Genomic DNA, 16,247 nt, shown 5'->3' on the forward strand with positions numbered 1-16,247 from the left:
CGGGGGAGGAGCGGATGGAACGAGTCGCCGTGGTGGGCGCCGGGCTGATCGGGCGGGCCTGGGCCATCGTCTTCGCCCGCGCCGGGCTCGCCGTCTCGCTGTGGGACAAGCTGCCGGGGGTGGCGGAGGGTGCGATGCCCGTCATCCGCGCGCGGCTGGCCGATCTCCGTGCCGCCGGGCTGGTCGGGGAGGCGCCGGAGGCGATCGCCGCCCGCATCGCCCCGGTGGCCGAGCTCGGCGCGGCGGTTGCCGGCGCGGCGCATGTGCAGGAGAACGGGCCGGAACGCCTCGAGCCGAAGCGGGAGCTGTTCGCGGAGCTCGACCGGCTCTGCCCGCCGGAGGTGGTGCTCGCCTCCTCGACCAGCGGCATCCCGGCCAGCGCCTTCACCGCCACCCTGGCGGGGCGCGGCCGCTGCCTGGTCGCCCATCCGGTGAACCCGCCCTACCTCGTGCCGCTGGTCGAGCTGGTCGGCGCCCCCTGGACCGAGCCGGCGGTGGTGGCGCGCACCCGCGCGCTGATGGAGCGGGTGGGCCAGGTGCCGGTGACGGCGCACAGGGAGACGCGCGGCTTCGTGCTGAACCGGCTGCAGGCGGCGCTGCTCGCCGAGGCGTTCCGGCTGGTGCGCGACGGGGTGATGTCGGTCGAGGACGTGGACCGCTGCGTGAAGGACGGGCTCGGCCTGCGCTGGTCCTTCATGGGCCCCTTCGAGACCATCGACCTCAACGCGCCGGGCGGCGTCGCCGACTATGCCGAGCGCTTCGGACCGCTGATGGGCGGCATCACCGAGGAGCAGACCCCCTTCCACTACGACGCCGCGACGGTGGCGCGCGTCGCCGCCGAGCGCCGCGCCGCCCTGCCGCTCGAGCGCATCGAGGAGCGCAGCGCCTGGCGCGACCGCCGGCTGATGGCGCTGCTGGCGCACCGGCGCGGACAGGGCGGCTGAGCCCGCGGGCGCCGCCGGCGGCATGGAGGGGACGGAGCTGCTGCACCGGCTGGGGGTGGCGCTCGCCATCGGCCTCCTGGTCGGTGCGGAGCGCCACTGGCGCGAGCGTGACGATCCGGCGGGCCGGCGCACCGCCGGGGTGCGCACCTTCGGCCTGACGGGGCTGCTCGGCGGCCTGGCCGGCGCGCTGGCGCAGTCCCCGGCGCTGGCCGGCGGGGCGGGGGCGGCGCTCCTGCTCGGCCTCTGCTTCCTCGGCTCCGGCGCGGCGATGGCGGCGTTCAAGCTGCGCGAGGCCGCCGCCGAGGGGCGGTTCAGCGTCACCTCCGTGGTCGCGGCGCAGGCCACCTTCCTGCTCGGCGCGCTCGCCGTGCTGGGGGAGATGCGGGTGGCGGGCGCGGCGGCGGTGGCGATGACGGCGCTGCTGGCGGCGCGGGAGTCGCTGCACGGCTTCCTCGCCCGGCTGCGCTGGGTGGAGCTGCGCTCGGCGGTGCTGCTGCTGGCGATGACCCTGGTGGCGCTGCCGCTGGTGCCGGACCGGCCGGTGGCGGCGCTGGCCGGGCTCAACCCGGCGCGGGTGTGGCTGCTGGCGGTGGTGCTCGCCGCCGTCTCCTTCCTCGGCTACGTGGCGATCCGCCTGTTCGGGCCGCGGGCGGGAGATGCGCTGGCGGGGGCGGCGGCGGGCCTCGTCTCCTCCACCGCCGCGACGCTCGCCAATGCCCGCGCCTCGGTGGCGCGGCCCGGCGAGGCGCAGGCGCTGGCGGCGGGGGCGCTGCTGGCCGGCGCCGTCTCCTACCTGCGCACGACGGTCCTGGCCTTCGCGGGCTCGGCCACGCTCGGCACGGCGCTGGCGCCGGCGCTGCTGGCCGGCGCGGCGGCGCAGGGCGCGGCGGCGGCGCTGCTGCTGCGGCGCGGGCGGCAGGCGGGGGCGGCGGAGGCGCAGGCCATCGGCAACCCCTTCGAGCTGCGCGCGGTGCTGCAGCTCGCCCTGCTGCTCGCCGCCGTCGCCCTCGTCGCCGAGGCCGCCGCGGCACGCTTCGGCGGCGCGGGGGCGATGGCGGTGGCGGCGCTGACCGGCCTTGCCGACGTGGACGCGGTGACGCTGACCGTGCCGGCGCTGATGCCCGACCCCCTTCCGTCCTTCCTGGCGGCGGCGACGGTCGCCACCGCCGTCATCGCCAACGGCCTCGCCAAGACCGCCTATGCCGCCGCCCTCGGCGCCGCCGGCTTCGGCCTGCGCTACGCCGCGGGCACGCTCTGCGGCCTCGCGGCGACCGGCGCGGTCCTCCTGCTCTCCCGCTGAGGGGCGGGGGCGCCAATATCGCCGGCATCAGCGGCGGGAGGCGTGGCATGACGGCAGGCGCGGAGGATCCGGCGGCGCGGCGCGAGCGCATCCTCGACATGGCGATGCAGGTGGCGGAGGAGGCCGGCTGGCACGACCTGCGCCTGAGGGTGGTGGCGGAACGGCTCGGCCTGCCGCTCGGCGCGGTGCTCGAGGCCTACCGCGACGCCGACGCGGTGGCGGATGCCTGGTTCGCCCGCGCGCTGCGGGCGATGCTGGCCGAACCGGGGCCGGGCTTCGCCGCCCTGCCCCCCAGCCGGCGCGCGGCGGCGGTGCTGGGGCGCTGGTTCGAGGCCCAGGCGGCGCATCGCCGCGTCGCGGGCGAGATGATCCTGACCAAGCTCTGGCCCTCCCATCCGCATCACTGGGTGCCGATGGTGTTCAGCCTCTCCCGCCTGATCCACTGGGTGCGGGAGGCGGCGCGGCTCGACGCCGGGGGGCTGCAGCGCCAGGCGGAGGAGGTGGGGCTGACCCTGGTCTTCCTCCGCGCCCTGCCGGTGTGGCTGTGCGACGCCGGCCGGGAGCAGGGGCGGCTCCGGGCCTTCCTCGCGCGCAATCTGCGCTGGCTGGACCGGCTGCCGCGCCGGTAGGCTCGGCGCCTTCGCAAAGGGGAGGGCGGCCATGAACGGCATGGCACGGGTGGACGCGGTGCTGCGCGAGGCGGTGGAGAGCGGGGCGGTGCCCGGCGTCGCCGCGGCGGCGGGCAACCGCGCCGGCACGCTGTACGAGGGGGCCTTCGGCCGCCGCGCCCTCGACGGCGAGGCGCCGATGACGCCGGACAGCGTGGTCTGGATCGCCTCCATGACCAAGGCGATCACCACCGCCGCGGCGCTGCAGCAGGTGGAGGAGGGGCGGCTCGCGCTCGACGAGCCGATCGCGCGCGTGCTGCCCGCGCTCGCCGCGCCGCGCGTGCTCGAGGGATTCGACGCCGAGGGCGCGCCGATCCTGCGCCCGGCGCGGCGGCAGGTGACGCTGCGCCACCTGCTGAGCCACACCGCGGGCTTCGGCTACGACTTCTTCAACGCCGAGATCGGCCGCTACATGGAGCGCGAGGGCGTGCCCGGCATCATCACCTGCCGCCGCGCCGCGCTGGAGACGCCGCTGGTCGCCGAGCCGGGCGAGCGCTGGGAGTACGGCACCGGCATAGACTGGGCCGGGCTGGCGGTGGAGGCGGTGACGGGCCGGCGCCTCGACGCGGTGCTGGAGGAGCGCATCCTCGGGCCGCTCGGCATGCGCGACACCGGCTTCCGCCTGCGCCCCGGGCAGCGCGAGCGCCTCGCCGCCATGCACGCGCGCGGGCCGGACGGCGCGCTCTCCGTCATTCCCTTCGAGGTGCCGCAGGAGCCGGAGTTCCACATGGGTGGCGGCGGGCTCTACGGCACGGCGCCGGACTACCTGCGCTTCGCGCGCATGATCCTGAACGGCGGCACGCTCGACGGCGTGCGCATCCTCTCCCCGCAATCGGTCGAGGAGATGCGCCGCAACCAGATCGGCGCGCTGACGGTGGGGATGCTGCGCAGCGCCCAGCCCGCCGCCACCAACGACGCCGAGTTCTTCCCCGGCATGGTGAAGCGCTGGAGCCTCGGCTTCCTCATCAACGAGGACGACGTGCCGGGCGGACGGGCGGCGGGCAGCCTGGCCTGGGCCGGCCTCGGCAACACCTACTACTGGATCGATCCGCGGCGCGACCTGGCGGGGGTGCTGGTGACGCAGATCCTGCCCTTCGCGGATCCGCGGGTGCTCGACCTGCTCGGCGCGTTCGAGCGCGCCCTCTACGCCGGGCGCTGAGGCGCCGGCGGCCGGGGCGCGCTACCGCCGTGCCCCGGCCGGCGGCATCTCCGCCACCTCCTCGTAGCGGGGGCGGGCGGCGGCGTAGGCGGTATCCGCCTCGGAGCGGTTGTAGATGAAGCCATAGACCGGATAGACGCGGCCGAAGGTGCCGGGGTCCCATCCCGTCTGCACGCGCACCGCGCTCCAGTCGTTGTCCGGCGAGACGTCGATCACGTGCACGTTGCGCATCACCATGCCGCGGCGGATGCCCGGCCCCGCCCAGTTGGCGTGGTCGATCAGCACGTGGCGCGGGCCGACGACCTTGCTCACCACCGCCACATGGCCGAGCGGCATCCAGCTCGTCGAGCGGAAGGCCATCACGGCGCCGGGCTCGGGCTCGGCGCCGCGGGCGTAGCGGCCGGCGGCGTTGTGCCACCAGCGCCCGCCATTGCCGGTGATGGTCATGCCCGTGACCATGCGCGCATAGGGCACGCAGGAGAGCCGGCCGAATTCATGCACCGCCACGGTGGCGGGGATGGCGCGGCCCGGCCTGGCCGGCTGGGTGAGCACGGCCGGGGACAGCTTCGCCGCCTTGCCCTGCCCGGTGCCCTCGGCCATTCCCTCCGGAGCCAGGATGGCCGATCCCAGCAGCACGCAGAACCCAAGCGCCGTTCCCCGAACCCGCATCGAGCCCCCCGTTTTGGTTCGCAAAACCACTGATTTCACGAGGCCGTGACCTCGCGCCCCAGCGGGGGGTATCAAGCGGCATCGGCGGGGGACAACCCGGCGCGGCGAAACCGAGCGAAACGTGGCGTGATTTGTCGCCTGGGGCGCCCTGGCGGCGGCGACAATTGGACGATCCTCCTAGGATCGGGGCGAAAAAGTGGCATCCGTCACAGTGTGGCATGCAAAAATGCAACGGCGGCGCCCAGGGGAGGACGCCGCCGCACACCTGACTCCGAACCGGCGGGGCCGGAACCGTTTCCGCCCCGCCGTGCCCGCGGGAACGGCCCGGTTCATCGCGTGTGGAGCGGGGCCACGCTCCTGGCCGTTCCGGCCTTCTGCGATCCGCTCTAGCGGCAGGCGATGACCATGATCTCGACCAGGTGGCGCGGGTCGGCCATGTTGGCCTCCACGCAGGCCCGCGCCGGACGGCCGGCATCGCCCAGCCACTCGACCCACACCTTGTTCATGGCATCGCGGTCGCGGATGTCCTTGAGCCAGATCTGGGCGCTGAGCAGGCGGGTCTTGTCGGTGCCGTTCGCCTCCAGCGCCGCGTCGATGCGCGCCAGGACCTGCCGGGTCTGGCCGGTGATGTCCTGGCCGAGATCCTCGGCCGTCATCCCGGCCAGGAAGACGAAATTGTGGTACTCGACCGAGTTCGAGAGGATGGCGTTGCCGCCCTGGCGGGTGATCTTGGACATCGGCGCGGGTCCCTCCTTGATGGGTCCTGCGCTTCTACGGTCCCGCTCCCCCGCCGGGCAAGGCGGGGGTCATCCCCGGGGCGCCGCCCCCTCGCCGTGATCCGCCCCGCCGAGCACGGGGCAGCCGCAGAAGGGGCAGCGCGGCAGGGGAACGGCCGGCTGCCGCCCCGCGCCATCCGTGGCCGGGCCGGCAGGCGCGCCCTCTCCCATCGCGCGCCATTCGGCGAGCAGCGCCTCGTGCAGCGCCGCCTCGCGGCAGGCCCCCTCCGCCCAGGCCGCCGCATCCGCAGGAGAGGCGGGCTCCAGCCTGAAGGCCCCCGCGGCGCGCGGGGCAAGGGCGATGGCGAGCAGCGGGCCGGCCAGCGCCCGGCGGCCGAGGGGCCGGCGCGGCGCGCGCCCTGCGGGAGGGGAAGCGGAACGGCCGCTTGCTTCGGACATGTCGCGCATGATGGCCAGGCTGCTCCGGCGGGATCCGCCCCAGGATCCACGGGCCGCTTCCCTGGCGCAAGCGGGGCGGGCGCTCACGCCCCGGGCCGCGGCGCCTCCATCGCCGAGGCCATGCGCCCCGCCCGCGCGAGGCCCCAGGCGAAGACCAGCAGCGCCAGCGCCGTGGCGAGCAGGGTGGGCAGGCGCAGGCCGAACACTTCCCCCGCCGCGCCGAGCGCCAGGGCGCCCGCCGCGGGACAGGCGCGGGTGATGATCCCCCACAGGCTCAGCACCCGCCCGCGCATGGCGGAGTCCGAGGCGCTCTGCACCAGGGTCTGTACCGAGATGCCATGCACCGATCCCGCGGCGCCGATCAGCGCACCGCACAGCACGGCGAGCGGGAACCAGGGCGCGGCGACGAAGCCGGCGGTGAACGCGGCCTGCGCCGCCACCGCCCAGATCGCAAGCGCGGTGGAGCCGGTCAGCCGCCCCCGATTCGCCACCCAGAGGCCGGAGAGCAGCGCGCCGATGCCGAAGGCCGCCGTCAGCACCGCGAGCCCCTGCGGACCCTGGCCGAACAACCGGTCCACGAAGGGGGGCAGGATCTCCGGCACGCCGCGCAGCAGGATCGCGGCGAGCGCGGCGAAGACCAGGATCGGCCCGATCCCCGGGTGCCGCCCCGCATAGCGGAAGCCGGCCGCGACCTCGGCCAGCACGCTTCCCTCGGGCGGGTGGCCGCGCCGCTGCGCGGGCTCGACCCGCAGCAGCGGCATGGTCAGGGTGGCGGCCGCATAGGCGGCGGCGTTGACGAACACCGCCGGCACCACGCCCCAGGTGGCGATCACCGGCCCCGCGATCGCCGGGCCGATGAAGCGCGCGACGTTGAAGCAGAGCGAGTTGCACGCCACCGCCGCCGGCAGGTCGGCGCGCGGCACCAGGCCGGGCATCAGGCTCTGCCGCGCCGGCTGCGAGAAGCTCGCGGCGATGCCCGTCACCACCTCGAGCGCGAGCAGGAGGCCGATCGTCAGGTGGTCGCCCGCGATCAGCAGCCCGACGACGGCGGCCTGCAGCCCGATCACCGCCTGGGAGATCATGGTCAGCCGCACCCGGTCCATGCGGTCCGCCACCGCGCCGGCGATCGGGCTGAACAGCACCGCGGGGGCGAGGTCGCAGAAGGCCACCATGCCGACCCAGAAGGCGCTGCCCGTCATCTCCCAGGCGAGCCAGGTCACCGCGATGCGGTGCACCCAGAGGCCGGTCCAGGCGACCAGCGAGGCGAGGAAGAACAGCCGGGCGTCGCGGTGCGACAGGGCGCGGCCGAGCGCGCCGGAGAAGGCCAGGCCGCGCGGGGCCATCGCCGCCTCCCGCGGTCAGGGGCGGATGCCCGCCGGGCCGGCCCCCCGGATGCACTCCCCGATCAGGCGGTCGCGCGCGAATTGCCGGCCCAGCCGGTCGATGGGCGCGCGCAGGCCGTAGATGCCCGCATCGGCGCCAAGGCGCGCGTCGCGCTCGTCCTCGCGCAAGAGCTGCCCGCGGTCCTGGCGGGCGATGACGCGGTCCGCCTGCTCGCGGCAGGCGGCGGCGCGCGCCGCCTCGGCGTCCTGCGGTGCCGCGGGGCGGGGCGAGACGTAGCTCGCCCCGGGCGGCGGGCCGGGAACCGGCCGCGCCGGCGCCGCCGGCCCGGCCCCGGGCGCGGGAGGCGGCGGGGCGATGCCGGCGCGCGGCGGCTCCGGCCGGGCGCAGGCGGCCAGGATGGCGGCGAGCGCGCCAAGGAGCAGGATCGGCAGGCGGGTCATCGGGCTTGTCTCAGGCTGCGCTGCCCCATGGCAGCGGTCGGGAAAGGAGGCGCCTCAGCCCGCCCTCGTCGAACCGCGCCCCGGCATCGAGGGGCATGGTGGCGGCGGCGCGGAGCAGGGCGGGATGCAGGTCGATCCCCTCCGTTGTGACATCGAACAGCCCGGAGAGCCAGGGGGCGCGCGTCAGCACCTCGACCAGCGCCAGCAGCCGCAGGCAGAGGGAGAGGCCGGAGAGGGTCCCGAGGCCCCGCGCGGCGTCGATCGCCTCCGCCCAGCAGCCGGCGTCGCTGTCGGCGATGGTGATCCGCGTCACCTCCCCTCCGGCGCGGACGAAGAGCAGCTCGCGCCGTGGTCCCCAGCGGTGCAGCCGCGCCGCCTGCCGCGCGAGGTCCCAGGCCACGAGCAGCTCCGCCGGCGGGACGGCGGGCAGGCGCTCGGGCGGCAGCGGGATGGCGTAGGTCAGCGTCCCGTCCGGCGCCTGGCCCACCTGGATCGCATCATGCATCCGCCTAGAGTGGACCCGCGCCCGCCCCGCCGCCAGCCCCGCCCTGCCGGGGCGCGGCGCGGGAAGGGCCTGCGGGCGGCGATCCGCGCCCCGGGGCATTCTGTCCGGGACGATCGCGGCCTAAGCTCCCCCCATGCGCGATCCCGCCCTGCTGCCCGCCACCGAAGCCGCCCGCCGCCTGCGCGAGGGCTCCCTTTCCGCCACGGCGCTGATGGAGGCGCTGCTCGACCGCATCGCGGCCCGCGAGGCGACGCTGCGCGCCTTCGCCTGGCTCGACCCGGCGATGGCGCGGCGCGCGGCGGCGCGGGCGGATGCCGCCGCGCGCGCCGGGCGGGCGAGGGGGGCGCTGCACGGCCTCGCCTTCGGCGCCAAGGACGTGCTGGACAGCGCCGACATGCCCACGCAGTACGGCTCGCCCGCCTGGGCAGGGCACCGGCCGCGGGCGGATGCGGCCTGCATCGCCCTCGCCCGCCGCGCGGGGGCGATCCTGCTCGGCAAGACGGTGACGACGGAGTTCGCCACCCGCCATCCCGGCCCGACCACCAACCCGCACAACCCGGCGCACACCCCGGGCGGCTCCTCCTCCGGCTCGGCCGCCGGGGTGGCGGCCGGCTTCTTCCACATGGGCTACGGCACCCAGACCGCGGGCAGCATCATCCGCCCCGCGGCCTTCTGCGGCGTCGTCGGCTGCAAGCCCTCCTTCGGGATGCTGCACCGGGCGGGCATGAAGGTCTGCTCCGAATCGCTCGACACCATCGGCGTCATCGCGCGCAGCACCGGCGACTGCGCCCTGTTCCTCGCCGCGCTGACCGGGCGCGACCTCGGCAATCCGGAGGCGAGGCCGGGCCGGGCGCCGCGGCTCGGCCTCTGCCTCGGCCCGGCCGCCGCCCTCGCGGCGCCGGAGACGCGGGCGCTGCTCGACCGTGCCGCGCAGGCGGCGGCGCGGGCCGGGGCCATCGTCACCCCGGTGGAGATGCCGCCCGCGGTGACGGCGGGGTTCGAGGCCCATGCCATGGTGATGAACGGCGAGACCGCCGCGGCGCTGGCCTGGGAGCTCGACCACGCCGCCGCCCAGCTCTCTCCGGTGCTGCGCGAGCGCATGGCGGAGGGGCGGAGCCACGGCCCCGAGGCGCTGGACCGCGGCCGCGCCGCCTTCGCCGCCGCCCGCGCCGCCTTCGCCGACGTCATCGCCCCCTTCGACGCGATCCTGACGCCGAGCGCGCCCGGCGAGGCGCCGGAGGGGCTCGGCTGGACCGGGGACCCCGCCTTCAACGCCCTCTGGACCCTGCTGCACGTGCCCTGCGTCACCGTGCCGGCGGGGACGGGGCCGAGGGGGCTGCCGCTCGGCCTGCAGATCGTCGCCGGCTTCGGGCGCGACCGCGAGGCGCTGGCCTGGGCGGAGTGGGTGCGGCAGGCGGTGGCGGGGTGATGCGGCGGCGGGGCGCCGCTACCCGCCGACCCGCCGCAGGAAGGCGAGCGCCGCCGGCAGCCAGGGCCCGTCCGGCCCGGCCGCGATCGCCGGATGCGCGCTGCCGGGGAGGAACACCGCCTCCGCCGGCACCCCGGCGGCCTCCGCCGCCGCCAGCATCCGCTGCGCATGCGTCACCGGCACCACCGCGTCGCGCTCCGCGTGCAGGATCAGCAGCGGCACCCGCAGCCCGGCGAGGTGGCGCTCGCTCTCGAAGGCGTGGCGCAGCAGCAGCCGCACCGGCAGCCAGGGATAGGCCCCGGCAGCCAGGTCGCCAACCGAGGTGAAGGGGCTGTCCAGCACCACCGCCGCGGCGCCGCCCTCCGCGGCCAGCCGCGTCGCCAGCGCGGTGCCGAGGCTCTCGCCCCAGAGCACCAGCGGCGCGTCCGGGAAGCGGGCGCGGAGATGGGCGAGATGCGCCTGCGCGTCGCGCACCAGGCCGGCCTCGGAGGGCGCGCCGGGATTGCCGCCGAAGCCGCGATAGCCCGCGACCGCCACGCCGAACCCGGCCTCGGCCAGCGGGCGCAGCAGCGGCGCGCGATGGGCGGCGTTGCCGCCATTGCCGTGGAAGTAGAGCACGAGCGGCCGCCCGCGCGGCGGCGCGAGCAGGAAGCGCAGCTCCAGCCCGTCCGCGGTGCGCACCCGCTCCGGCGCGAAGGGCGGGGACGCCTCGGCGGGGCGGCGGTCGGGCATGAAGATCAGCCGCTCCTGCGCCGCCCACATCCCGCCCGTGACCAGGAGCCAGGCGCCGATCACGGCGAGCAGCGCGGTCAGCATCCGGCGCGCCGGGGGCGCGGGCGCTCAGCGCGCCCCGGCGAGGGTCGGCGCCTTCTTCAGCGCGTCCGTGGTGTCGAAGTCGCGCAGCACGGCGTCGTCGGCCATCTCCACCTCGACCATCCGGTCGGCGTGCTGGCCGACCAGGTGGCGCGCCCCGACATCGCCGGTGATGCGCATCATGTCGGGGAAGAACTCCCGCGCCCACAGCATCGGGTTGCCCTGCTTGCCGCGGAAGGTCGGCATGACGATGGCGCGGCCCTCCTCCGGGTCGAAGGCGGCGATCAGGCGGTCCATCATGGCGCCGGTGACCAGCGGCATGTCGCCGAGGCAGACCAGCACCCCCTCGGCATCCGGCGGCAGCGCGGCGAGGCCGGCCTTCAGGCTGGCGGAGAGCCCCTCGGCGTAGTCCTCCGCGTAGGCGAACAGCACCGGGCGGCCGACCAGCGCCGCCTCCACCCGCTCGCGCTCGTGGCCGGTCACCACCACCACCGGCCGGGCGTGGGAGGCGAGGACGTTGTCCACCACCCGCGTCACCATCGGGGTTCCGTGCTCGTCCGGCACCAGCAGCTTGTTCAGCGGCGCCATGCGGCGCGACCGCCCGGCGGCGAGGACCACCGCCGCCACCCTCGGCCCGCGGCGCGGCGCCACCGAGGGGGCGGGCGTGCTCGGCGCCTCGGCGCGCGGCAGGGGGCGGACCTCGATCTCCTTCAGCAGGCCGCCGACGCCCATGGCCATCACGTCCGCCGGGCGCACCGGCAGCCCGGCGAACAGGCGCTGCAGCACCCAGTCTATGCCGTTCAGCTTCGGGGAGCGGGCGCAGCCGGGCAGCACCAGCGCCGGGATGTCCTCGATCCGGCCGAGGCAGATCAGGTTGCCCGGATCCACCGGCATCCCGAAATGCTCGATGCCGCCGCCGGCGCGGACGATGGCGGCGGGGCCGATGTCGCGCCGGTCCACCACCGCCGAGGCGCCGGCGATCAGCAGCACCTGCGCCCCCTGCCGGCGCAGCCGCGTGAGCGCGTCGGCCACCGGCCCGGTCTCGTGCCGCACCCGCTCGTGCGGCAGCAGCGTGCCGAGCAGCGCCTCCACGCGATGGCGCGTCGCCTCCACCGCGCCTTCCATCACGCTCTCCTTCACCCCCGGCAGCTCGGTCAGCACGAGCCCCACCTTGAGCGGGCGGAAGGGGTGGACGGAGAGCACCGGCGGGCCCTGGCGCGCCAGCAGCTCCGCCACCTGCAGCACCGGTCCCGGCACGGAGAAGGGGATCACCTTGATGGTGGCGACCATCTCCTTCGCCGCCACCGGCACGTAGGGCGGCAGGGTGGCGATGGTGAGGGATTCGTCGAGCGCGTTCAGCCGGTTCACCGCCGCGGCGTTGACCACGAGCAGCCCCGGCGTCTCGGCGAACAGGTTGACGCGGCCGGTGGCGGCGCGGGAGCGCGTCAGCAGCGGCGCCATCAGCGCGTTGGCCATGCGGTCCGCCGCCTCGTCCTCCGGCACGTCGCCGGGTTCGAGCCGCGCCGCGACCACCTCGCGGTGCCCGGCCGCCTGCAGCGCGGCGAGCGCGGCCTGGTCGAGCACCGTGCCCTTCTTCAGCACCTTGCCCGGCAGGCGGACGGTGTGGGCGAGGATGGCGCCGCGCGCCTCCTCGAGCGGGGTGGGGCCGAAGATCATGCCGCCTGCTCCGCCGCCGGCGCGGCCCTTGCGGCCAGCGCGGCGCCGCGGCGCACGGCGACGAGCTCGGCCAGGATGGAAAGCGCGATCTCGGGCGCCGTCACCGCCTCGATGGCAAGCCCGACGGGGGCGTGGATGCGGGCGATGGCGGCCTCCCCGTGGCCCATCTCGCGCAGCCGCGCCACGCGCTTCGCATGGGTGCGCCGGCTGCCGAGGGCGCCGATGTAGAAGCAGGGGGAGCGCAGCGCCACGTCGAGCGCCGGGTCGTCGAGCTTCGGGTCGTGGGTCAGCGTCACCACGGCGGTGCGGGAATCCGGGGCGAGGGCGGCCATCGCCTCGTCCGGCCAGTCGTGCCGCAGGGCAATGCCGGGGAAGCGCTCCGCGGTCGCCCAGGCGCGGCGCGGATCGATCACCGTGACGGCGAAGCCGAGCGGCAGCGCCATCGGCACCAGCGCCTGGGCGATGTGCACGGCGCCGACCACGATCAGGCGCAGCGGCGGGTTGTGCGGGTGGACGAACCAGGGCTCGCCGTCGAGGGCGACGGTGCGCGCGGCATCCTCGCGCAGCGCCGCCTGCGCCGCCTCGGCCAGCGCGCCGGGGCAGGCATCCTCGGGCCAGAGGCACTGGTGGCCGTCCGAGAGCCGGGTCAGCAGCGCCACCGGCTGCTTCGCCGCCTGCGCCGCCCGCAGCCGGGCGAGGAGGGCGGGGGTCATGCCAGCTTCTCCACGAACACCGTCAGCCTGCCGCCGCAGGCGAGGCCGACCTCCCACGCGCGCTCGTCGGAGATGCCGAAATCGAGGAGCTGGGGCGCGCCGGTGCGCATCGTCTCCCGCGCCGCCTCGGCCACCGCGCCCTCGATGCAGCCGCCGGAGACGCTGCCGGCGAGCCGGCCGGAGGCGGTGACGGCGAGGCGCGAGCCGGGCGGGCGGGGCGAGCTGCCCCAGGTCTCGACCACGGTGGCGATCGCCACCGTCTCGCCCTCCGCCAGCCACTGCGCGGCGGTGCCCAGCACATCCTCGGTGGATTCGCTCATGCCGCCCTTCTCCTCCCCGCCTGCGGGCCGCTGAGCGAGGCGACCAGCTCCCGCAGGCTCGCCAGATTATGGACCGGGCGGAACTCGTCCACATGCGGCAGCATCGCCCGGATCCCCTGGGATCTGGGCTGGAAGCCCTGGTAACGCAACAGGGGATTCAGCCAGATCAGCCGCCGGCAGGAGCGGCGCAGGCGGTCGGTGGCCTCGGCCAGGCCCCGCGCGCCCTCCCGGTCGAGGCCGTCGGTGATCAGCAGCACCACCGCCCCCTGGGCGAGCACCCGCCGCGCCCAGAGGCGGTTGAACAGGGTGAGGGATTCGCCGATCCGCGTGCCGCCCGACCAGTCCGGGACGATGTGGGAGACCAGCTCGAAGGCCACCTCGGCGTCGCGGTGGCGGAGCTGGCGCGTCACGTTGGTCAGCCGCGTGCCGAACAGGAAGGCGTGCACGCGGTCGCGGTCGTTGGTCACGGCGTGCAGGAAGTGCAGCAGCACCTGGGCGTAGCGCGCCATGCTGCCCGAGATGTCGCAGAGCGCGACCAGCGGCGGCGGCCGCGTCACGCGGCGGCGGCGCTCGATGGTCAGGATCTCCCCGCCCCAGCGGAGGCTCGCCCTGATGGTGGCGCGCAGGTCCACCGCCGGCCCCTGCGGGTCGGGGCGGAAGCGGCGGGTGCGGCGCTCGTCGAGCGGCAGCACGAGGCGGCGGATCTCGCGCTTCGCCTCGGCGATCTCGGCCGCGGACATCGCCTCGAAATCCATGGTCTGCAGGCGCTCGCGGTCGCTGACCGTGAGCGTCATGTCCACCTGCCGGCGGTCCTCCTCGGGCCGCGGCGGCGGGGCGTGGGGGCGGCGGTCGCGCATCGCCTCGGCGACGCGGCGGGAGGCGGGCGGGGCCTTCTCCTGCTGCCGCAGCCCCTCCATCAGCGCCATGGCCGCGGCGTGCCGGCCCGCCTCCGGGTCGCGCCAGAACAGCAGGAAGGCCTGGTCGAACAGCTCGAAATGCTCGCGCCGGTGGATCATCGTGGCGCGCAGCGCGGCGTGCACCTGGCGGCGGTCGCCGATCTCCACCTCGGTCAGCGCCTCCAGCGCGCGCAGGGTCTCGGAGATGCCGACGGGCAGGCCGCTGCGGCGCAGCAGCCGCGCGAAGGCGATCAGGTTCGCGGCCAGCGCCCCGCCGCCGGCGCCGGAGAGGCCCGCGGCGGCGAGGGCCTCGCCTACCATGCCGGGCGGGCGCGGCGCGCGCCCCTGCGGCGCCGCGCGCTCACGCCGCCGCCTGCTTCGCCTCGGCGACCAGCCTCGCCGCCTCGGCGCCGCGCAGCCTGGCGATGTCGTCCTGGTACTTCAGGAGCACGCCGAGCGTCTCGTCCACCACCGCGGGCTCGAGCTCGCTCGCGTCCAGCGCCGACAGCGCCGCCGCCCAGTCTATGGTCTCGGCGACGCCAGGCAGCTTGAAGTAGTCCCCGGCGCGCAGCTTCTGCACGAAGGCGACGACCTGGGCGGAGAGGCGCTCCGACACCCCCGGCGCGCGGATGCGCAGGATGGCGCGCTCCCGCGCCGCGTCGGGGTAGTCCACCCAGTGGTAGAGGCAGCGGCGGCGGATCGCGTCGTGCACCTCCCGCGTGCGGTTGGAGGTGATGACCACGACCGGCGGCGTCTCCGCCCGGATGGTGCCGAGCTCGGGGATGCTGATCTGGAAGTCGGCCAGGATCTCCAGCAGGAAGGCCTCGAAGGGCTCGTCGGCGCGGTCGAGCTCGTCGATCAGCAGCACGGCCGGCCCGCCCTCGGGGCTCAGCGCCTGCAGCAGCGGCCGCTCCTGCAGGAAGCGGCGGTCGTAGATGCCGCGCTCCAGCGCCGCCCGGTCCCTGGCCTCGCCGGTGGCCTCGGCGAGGCGGATGGCCATGAGCTGGCGGGCGTGGTTCCACTCGTAGGCGGCCGCCGAGAGATCGAGGCCGTCATAGCACTGCAGGCGCACCAGACGGCGGGGAAGCTGCGCCGCGAGCACCTTGGCGATCTCGGTCTTGCCGGTGCCCGGCTCGCCCTCCAGGAACAGCGGCCGGCCCATGCGCAGGGCGAGGTGCACCGTGGTCGCCAGCGCCCGGTCGGCGACGTAGCCCCCGGCGGCGAGGAGCTGCTGCGTCGCCTCGACCGAACGCGGCATCTCGCCCGCCGCCCGCGGCGCGGCGGCGGCCTCCTCGCCGGGGGGGCGTGCGCTCGCGCTCACAGGAACATCAGCGCCAGGATGACGAGCATGAGCGCGGCGCCGATCCAGAACTGGAGCGGCAGGCCGAAGGGCTCGATGGTGGTGAGCAGGCGCAGGGGGCGGAAATCCTCCGGCGTCGCGGGGGGCGGGGAGCGCTCCCCGGCCCCGGCGCCGATCGGGCCGGTCACCGGCGTCACGCCGTGCTGCGTCACCGGGCTGGTCTGCAGCCCCTGCCGGTCGGCGAGGTACTCGGTATCGGTGCCGGCAACCGGGGTGACGCCCGCGGGCGCCTCGGCGCCGGCGCCGACCGGCTCGGCCACCGGGGCGGGGGCGAAGTGGCGGCTGAAGCGGTCGAAGAACTGGTCGGCCATCTGCTTGGCCGTGCTGTCGATCAGCCGCGCGCCGAGCTGGGCCATCTTGCCGCCCACCTGGGCCTTCACCTGGTAGGTGAGCAGCGTCTCGGCCGGGCCCAGCTCCTGCAGCGCCACGTCCGCCCCGCCCTTGGCGAAGCCCATCGCGCCCCCGTTGCCCTCGCCGGTGATGGTGTAGCTCGCCGGCGGGTTGATGTTCTCGAGCCTCACCCTGCCGCCGAATTTCGCCGCCATCGGGCCGATCTTCACCGCCACCCGGGCCTGGAACTGGTCATCGGCGACGCGCTCGACCGACTCGCAGCCGGGGATGGAGGCGCGCAGCACCTCCGGGTCGTTCAGCGCTTCCCATACCTGCTGGCGCGGCGCGGGGATCCGCCGCTCGCCTGTCATCTCCATGGTCTGCTCCCGATCTCGGCGCGGACCTTACGGTCCAAGGGCGGGAAGGGGAACCCCCGGCGCCGGGTTCCCATCCCGGTTGCACCCGGCGCCGGGCGCGCGCGGTCGTGACGGCCCCGCCGGGTTCC

The 16,247-nt window shown here is 76.2% G+C and carries 18 protein-coding genes; 5 read left to right on the forward strand and 13 right to left on the reverse strand.

Annotated features, from left to right (window positions below; genetic code table 11):
- The first annotated feature begins 14 nt into the window (after window positions 1-14).
- From ET526_RS02720 to ET526_RS02735, 4 genes are read left to right on the forward strand one after another with little or no spacing between them, the layout of a single operon-like run.
- On the forward strand, window positions 15-944 hold the full coding sequence (locus ET526_RS02720) for a 3-hydroxyacyl-CoA dehydrogenase (RefSeq protein ID WP_135466128.1): 930 nt from the start codon (window positions 15-17) through the stop codon (window positions 942-944).
- Window positions 945-966: 22 nt separating this feature from the next.
- Window positions 967-2,244 (forward strand): MgtC/SapB family protein, encoded by a 1,278-nt coding sequence (locus ET526_RS02725; RefSeq protein ID WP_135466129.1) that lies wholly within the window; start codon window positions 967-969, stop codon window positions 2,242-2,244.
- 47 nt (window positions 2,245-2,291) lie between these two features.
- The gene (locus ET526_RS02730; protein WP_135466130.1) at window positions 2,292-2,873 is read left to right on the forward strand and encodes a TetR/AcrR family transcriptional regulator; all 582 of its coding nucleotides are present in this window, start codon (window positions 2,292-2,294) and stop codon (window positions 2,871-2,873) included.
- A 31-nt stretch (window positions 2,874-2,904) separates the two neighbouring features.
- Complete coding sequence (locus tag ET526_RS02735; RefSeq protein ID WP_135466131.1) at window positions 2,905-4,071, forward strand: serine hydrolase domain-containing protein; 1,167 nt, start codon at window positions 2,905-2,907, stop codon at window positions 4,069-4,071.
- Window positions 4,072-4,092: 21 nt separating this feature from the next.
- Here the strand turns inward: ET526_RS02735 and ET526_RS02740 are convergent, their stop codons facing one another.
- The 6 genes from ET526_RS02740 to ET526_RS02765 all read right to left on the reverse strand — a co-directional run bounded on the left by ET526_RS02740 (window position 4,093) and on the right by ET526_RS02765 (window position 8,186).
- Window positions 4,093-4,671, reverse strand: a complete 579-nt coding sequence (locus tag ET526_RS02740) for a CHAP domain-containing protein (protein ID WP_240048226.1) — start codon at window positions 4,669-4,671, stop codon at window positions 4,093-4,095.
- A gap of 455 nt (window positions 4,672-5,126) precedes the next feature.
- Window positions 5,127-5,477: a RidA family protein gene (locus ET526_RS02745; protein WP_135466133.1), complete on the reverse strand. Its 351-nt coding sequence runs from the start codon at window positions 5,475-5,477 to the stop codon at window positions 5,127-5,129.
- 69 nt (window positions 5,478-5,546) lie between these two features.
- Window positions 5,547-5,924, reverse strand: coding sequence for a hypothetical protein (locus ET526_RS02750; protein WP_135466134.1), 378 nt, complete (start codon window positions 5,922-5,924; stop codon window positions 5,547-5,549).
- Window positions 5,925-5,998: 74 nt separating this feature from the next.
- Window positions 5,999-7,258 (reverse strand): MFS transporter, encoded by a 1,260-nt coding sequence (locus ET526_RS02755; RefSeq protein ID WP_135466135.1) that lies wholly within the window; start codon window positions 7,256-7,258, stop codon window positions 5,999-6,001.
- Window positions 7,259-7,273: 15 nt separating this feature from the next.
- The gene (locus ET526_RS02760; RefSeq protein WP_135466136.1) at window positions 7,274-7,699 is read right to left on the reverse strand and encodes a hypothetical protein; all 426 of its coding nucleotides are present in this window, start codon (window positions 7,697-7,699) and stop codon (window positions 7,274-7,276) included.
- A 10-nt stretch (window positions 7,700-7,709) separates the two neighbouring features.
- Entirely contained in the window at window positions 7,710-8,186 is a 477-nt protein-coding gene (locus ET526_RS02765; protein ID WP_240048227.1) for a hypothetical protein, read from the reverse strand.
- Window positions 8,187-8,337: 151 nt separating this feature from the next.
- Between ET526_RS02765 and ET526_RS02770 the strand changes: the two genes are divergently transcribed.
- Window positions 8,338-9,633 carry an amidase gene (locus ET526_RS02770; protein ID WP_135466137.1) on the forward strand — a complete coding sequence of 432 codons (1,296 nt, stop codon included), beginning with the start codon at window positions 8,338-8,340 and terminating at the stop codon, window positions 9,631-9,633.
- A gap of 18 nt (window positions 9,634-9,651) precedes the next feature.
- Here ET526_RS02770 and ET526_RS02775 read toward each other — a convergent pair whose 3' ends face one another.
- The 7 genes from ET526_RS02775 to ET526_RS02805 are packed head-to-tail and all read right to left on the reverse strand — an operon-like array spanning window position 9,652 to window position 16,119.
- The gene (locus tag ET526_RS02775) at window positions 9,652-10,449 is read right to left on the reverse strand and encodes an alpha/beta hydrolase (RefSeq protein ID WP_135466138.1); all 798 of its coding nucleotides are present in this window, start codon (window positions 10,447-10,449) and stop codon (window positions 9,652-9,654) included.
- 24 nt (window positions 10,450-10,473) lie between these two features.
- Window positions 10,474-12,123, reverse strand: a complete 1,650-nt coding sequence (locus tag ET526_RS02780; RefSeq protein ID WP_135466139.1) for an NTP transferase domain-containing protein — start codon at window positions 12,121-12,123, stop codon at window positions 10,474-10,476.
- Complete coding sequence (locus ET526_RS02785; RefSeq protein ID WP_135466140.1) at window positions 12,120-12,836, reverse strand: XdhC family protein; 717 nt, start codon at window positions 12,834-12,836, stop codon at window positions 12,120-12,122. Before ET526_RS02785 ends, ET526_RS02780 begins: the two co-directional genes overlap by 4 nt.
- Complete coding sequence (locus tag ET526_RS02790; RefSeq protein WP_135466141.1) at window positions 12,833-13,156, reverse strand: XdhC family protein; 324 nt, start codon at window positions 13,154-13,156, stop codon at window positions 12,833-12,835. The genes ET526_RS02785 and ET526_RS02790 overlap by 4 nt, the downstream gene beginning before the upstream one ends.
- Window positions 13,153-14,373 carry a vWA domain-containing protein gene (locus ET526_RS02795; protein ID WP_135466142.1) on the reverse strand — a complete coding sequence of 407 codons (1,221 nt, stop codon included), beginning with the start codon at window positions 14,371-14,373 and terminating at the stop codon, window positions 13,153-13,155. The genes ET526_RS02790 and ET526_RS02795 overlap by 4 nt, the downstream gene beginning before the upstream one ends.
- A 40-nt stretch (window positions 14,374-14,413) precedes the next feature.
- Complete coding sequence (locus ET526_RS02800; protein WP_135466349.1) at window positions 14,414-15,310, reverse strand: AAA family ATPase; 897 nt, start codon at window positions 15,308-15,310, stop codon at window positions 14,414-14,416.
- A 59-nt stretch (window positions 15,311-15,369) separates the two neighbouring features.
- Window positions 15,370-16,119: a CoxG family protein gene (locus ET526_RS02805; RefSeq protein ID WP_135466143.1), complete on the reverse strand. Its 750-nt coding sequence runs from the start codon at window positions 16,117-16,119 to the stop codon at window positions 15,370-15,372.
- Window positions 16,120-16,247: the final 128 nt, after the last annotated feature.

It is taken from the genome of Crenalkalicoccus roseus, from assembly GCF_004761865.1.
GTDB classification, from domain to species: domain Bacteria; phylum Pseudomonadota; class Alphaproteobacteria; order Acetobacterales; family Acetobacteraceae; genus Crenalkalicoccus; species Crenalkalicoccus roseus.

Excerpts from the sequence above, each read along its gene's own strand:
- ET526_RS02730 (WP_135466130.1), top strand. The coding sequence starts at position 2,292 with ATGACGGCAGGCGCGGAGGATCCGGCGGCGCGGCGCGAGCGCATCCTC.
- ET526_RS02755 (WP_135466135.1), bottom strand. The coding sequence starts at position 7,258 with ATGGCCCCGCGCGGCCTGGCCTTCTCCGGCGCGCTCGGCCGCGCCCTG.
- ET526_RS02760 (WP_135466136.1), bottom strand. The coding sequence starts at position 7,699 with ATGACCCGCCTGCCGATCCTGCTCCTTGGCGCGCTCGCCGCCATCCTG.
- ET526_RS02740 (WP_240048226.1), bottom strand. The coding sequence starts at position 4,671 with ATGGCCGAGGGCACCGGGCAGGGCAAGGCGGCGAAGCTGTCCCCGGCC.
- ET526_RS02780 (WP_135466139.1), bottom strand. The coding sequence starts at position 12,123 with ATGATCTTCGGCCCCACCCCGCTCGAGGAGGCGCGCGGCGCCATCCTC.
- ET526_RS02775 (WP_135466138.1), bottom strand. The coding sequence starts at position 10,449 with ATGCTGACCGCGCTGCTCGCCGTGATCGGCGCCTGGCTCCTGGTCACG.
- ET526_RS02745 (WP_135466133.1), bottom strand. The coding sequence starts at position 5,477 with ATGTCCAAGATCACCCGCCAGGGCGGCAACGCCATCCTCTCGAACTCG.
- ET526_RS02790 (WP_135466141.1), bottom strand. The coding sequence starts at position 13,156 with ATGAGCGAATCCACCGAGGATGTGCTGGGCACCGCCGCGCAGTGGCTG.
- ET526_RS02720 (WP_135466128.1), top strand. The coding sequence starts at position 15 with ATGGAACGAGTCGCCGTGGTGGGCGCCGGGCTGATCGGGCGGGCCTGG.
- ET526_RS02770 (WP_135466137.1), top strand. The coding sequence starts at position 8,338 with ATGCGCGATCCCGCCCTGCTGCCCGCCACCGAAGCCGCCCGCCGCCTG.
- ET526_RS02800 (WP_135466349.1), bottom strand. The coding sequence starts at position 15,310 with ATGCCGCGTTCGGTCGAGGCGACGCAGCAGCTCCTCGCCGCCGGGGGC.
- ET526_RS02735 (WP_135466131.1), top strand. The coding sequence starts at position 2,905 with ATGAACGGCATGGCACGGGTGGACGCGGTGCTGCGCGAGGCGGTGGAG.
- ET526_RS02795 (WP_135466142.1), bottom strand. The coding sequence starts at position 14,373 with ATGGTAGGCGAGGCCCTCGCCGCCGCGGGCCTCTCCGGCGCCGGCGGC.
- ET526_RS02750 (WP_135466134.1), bottom strand. The coding sequence starts at position 5,924 with ATGCGCGACATGTCCGAAGCAAGCGGCCGTTCCGCTTCCCCTCCCGCA.
- ET526_RS02805 (WP_135466143.1), bottom strand. The coding sequence starts at position 16,119 with ATGGAGATGACAGGCGAGCGGCGGATCCCCGCGCCGCGCCAGCAGGTA.
- ET526_RS02785 (WP_135466140.1), bottom strand. The coding sequence starts at position 12,836 with ATGACCCCCGCCCTCCTCGCCCGGCTGCGGGCGGCGCAGGCGGCGAAG.
- ET526_RS02725 (WP_135466129.1), top strand. The coding sequence starts at position 967 with ATGGAGGGGACGGAGCTGCTGCACCGGCTGGGGGTGGCGCTCGCCATC.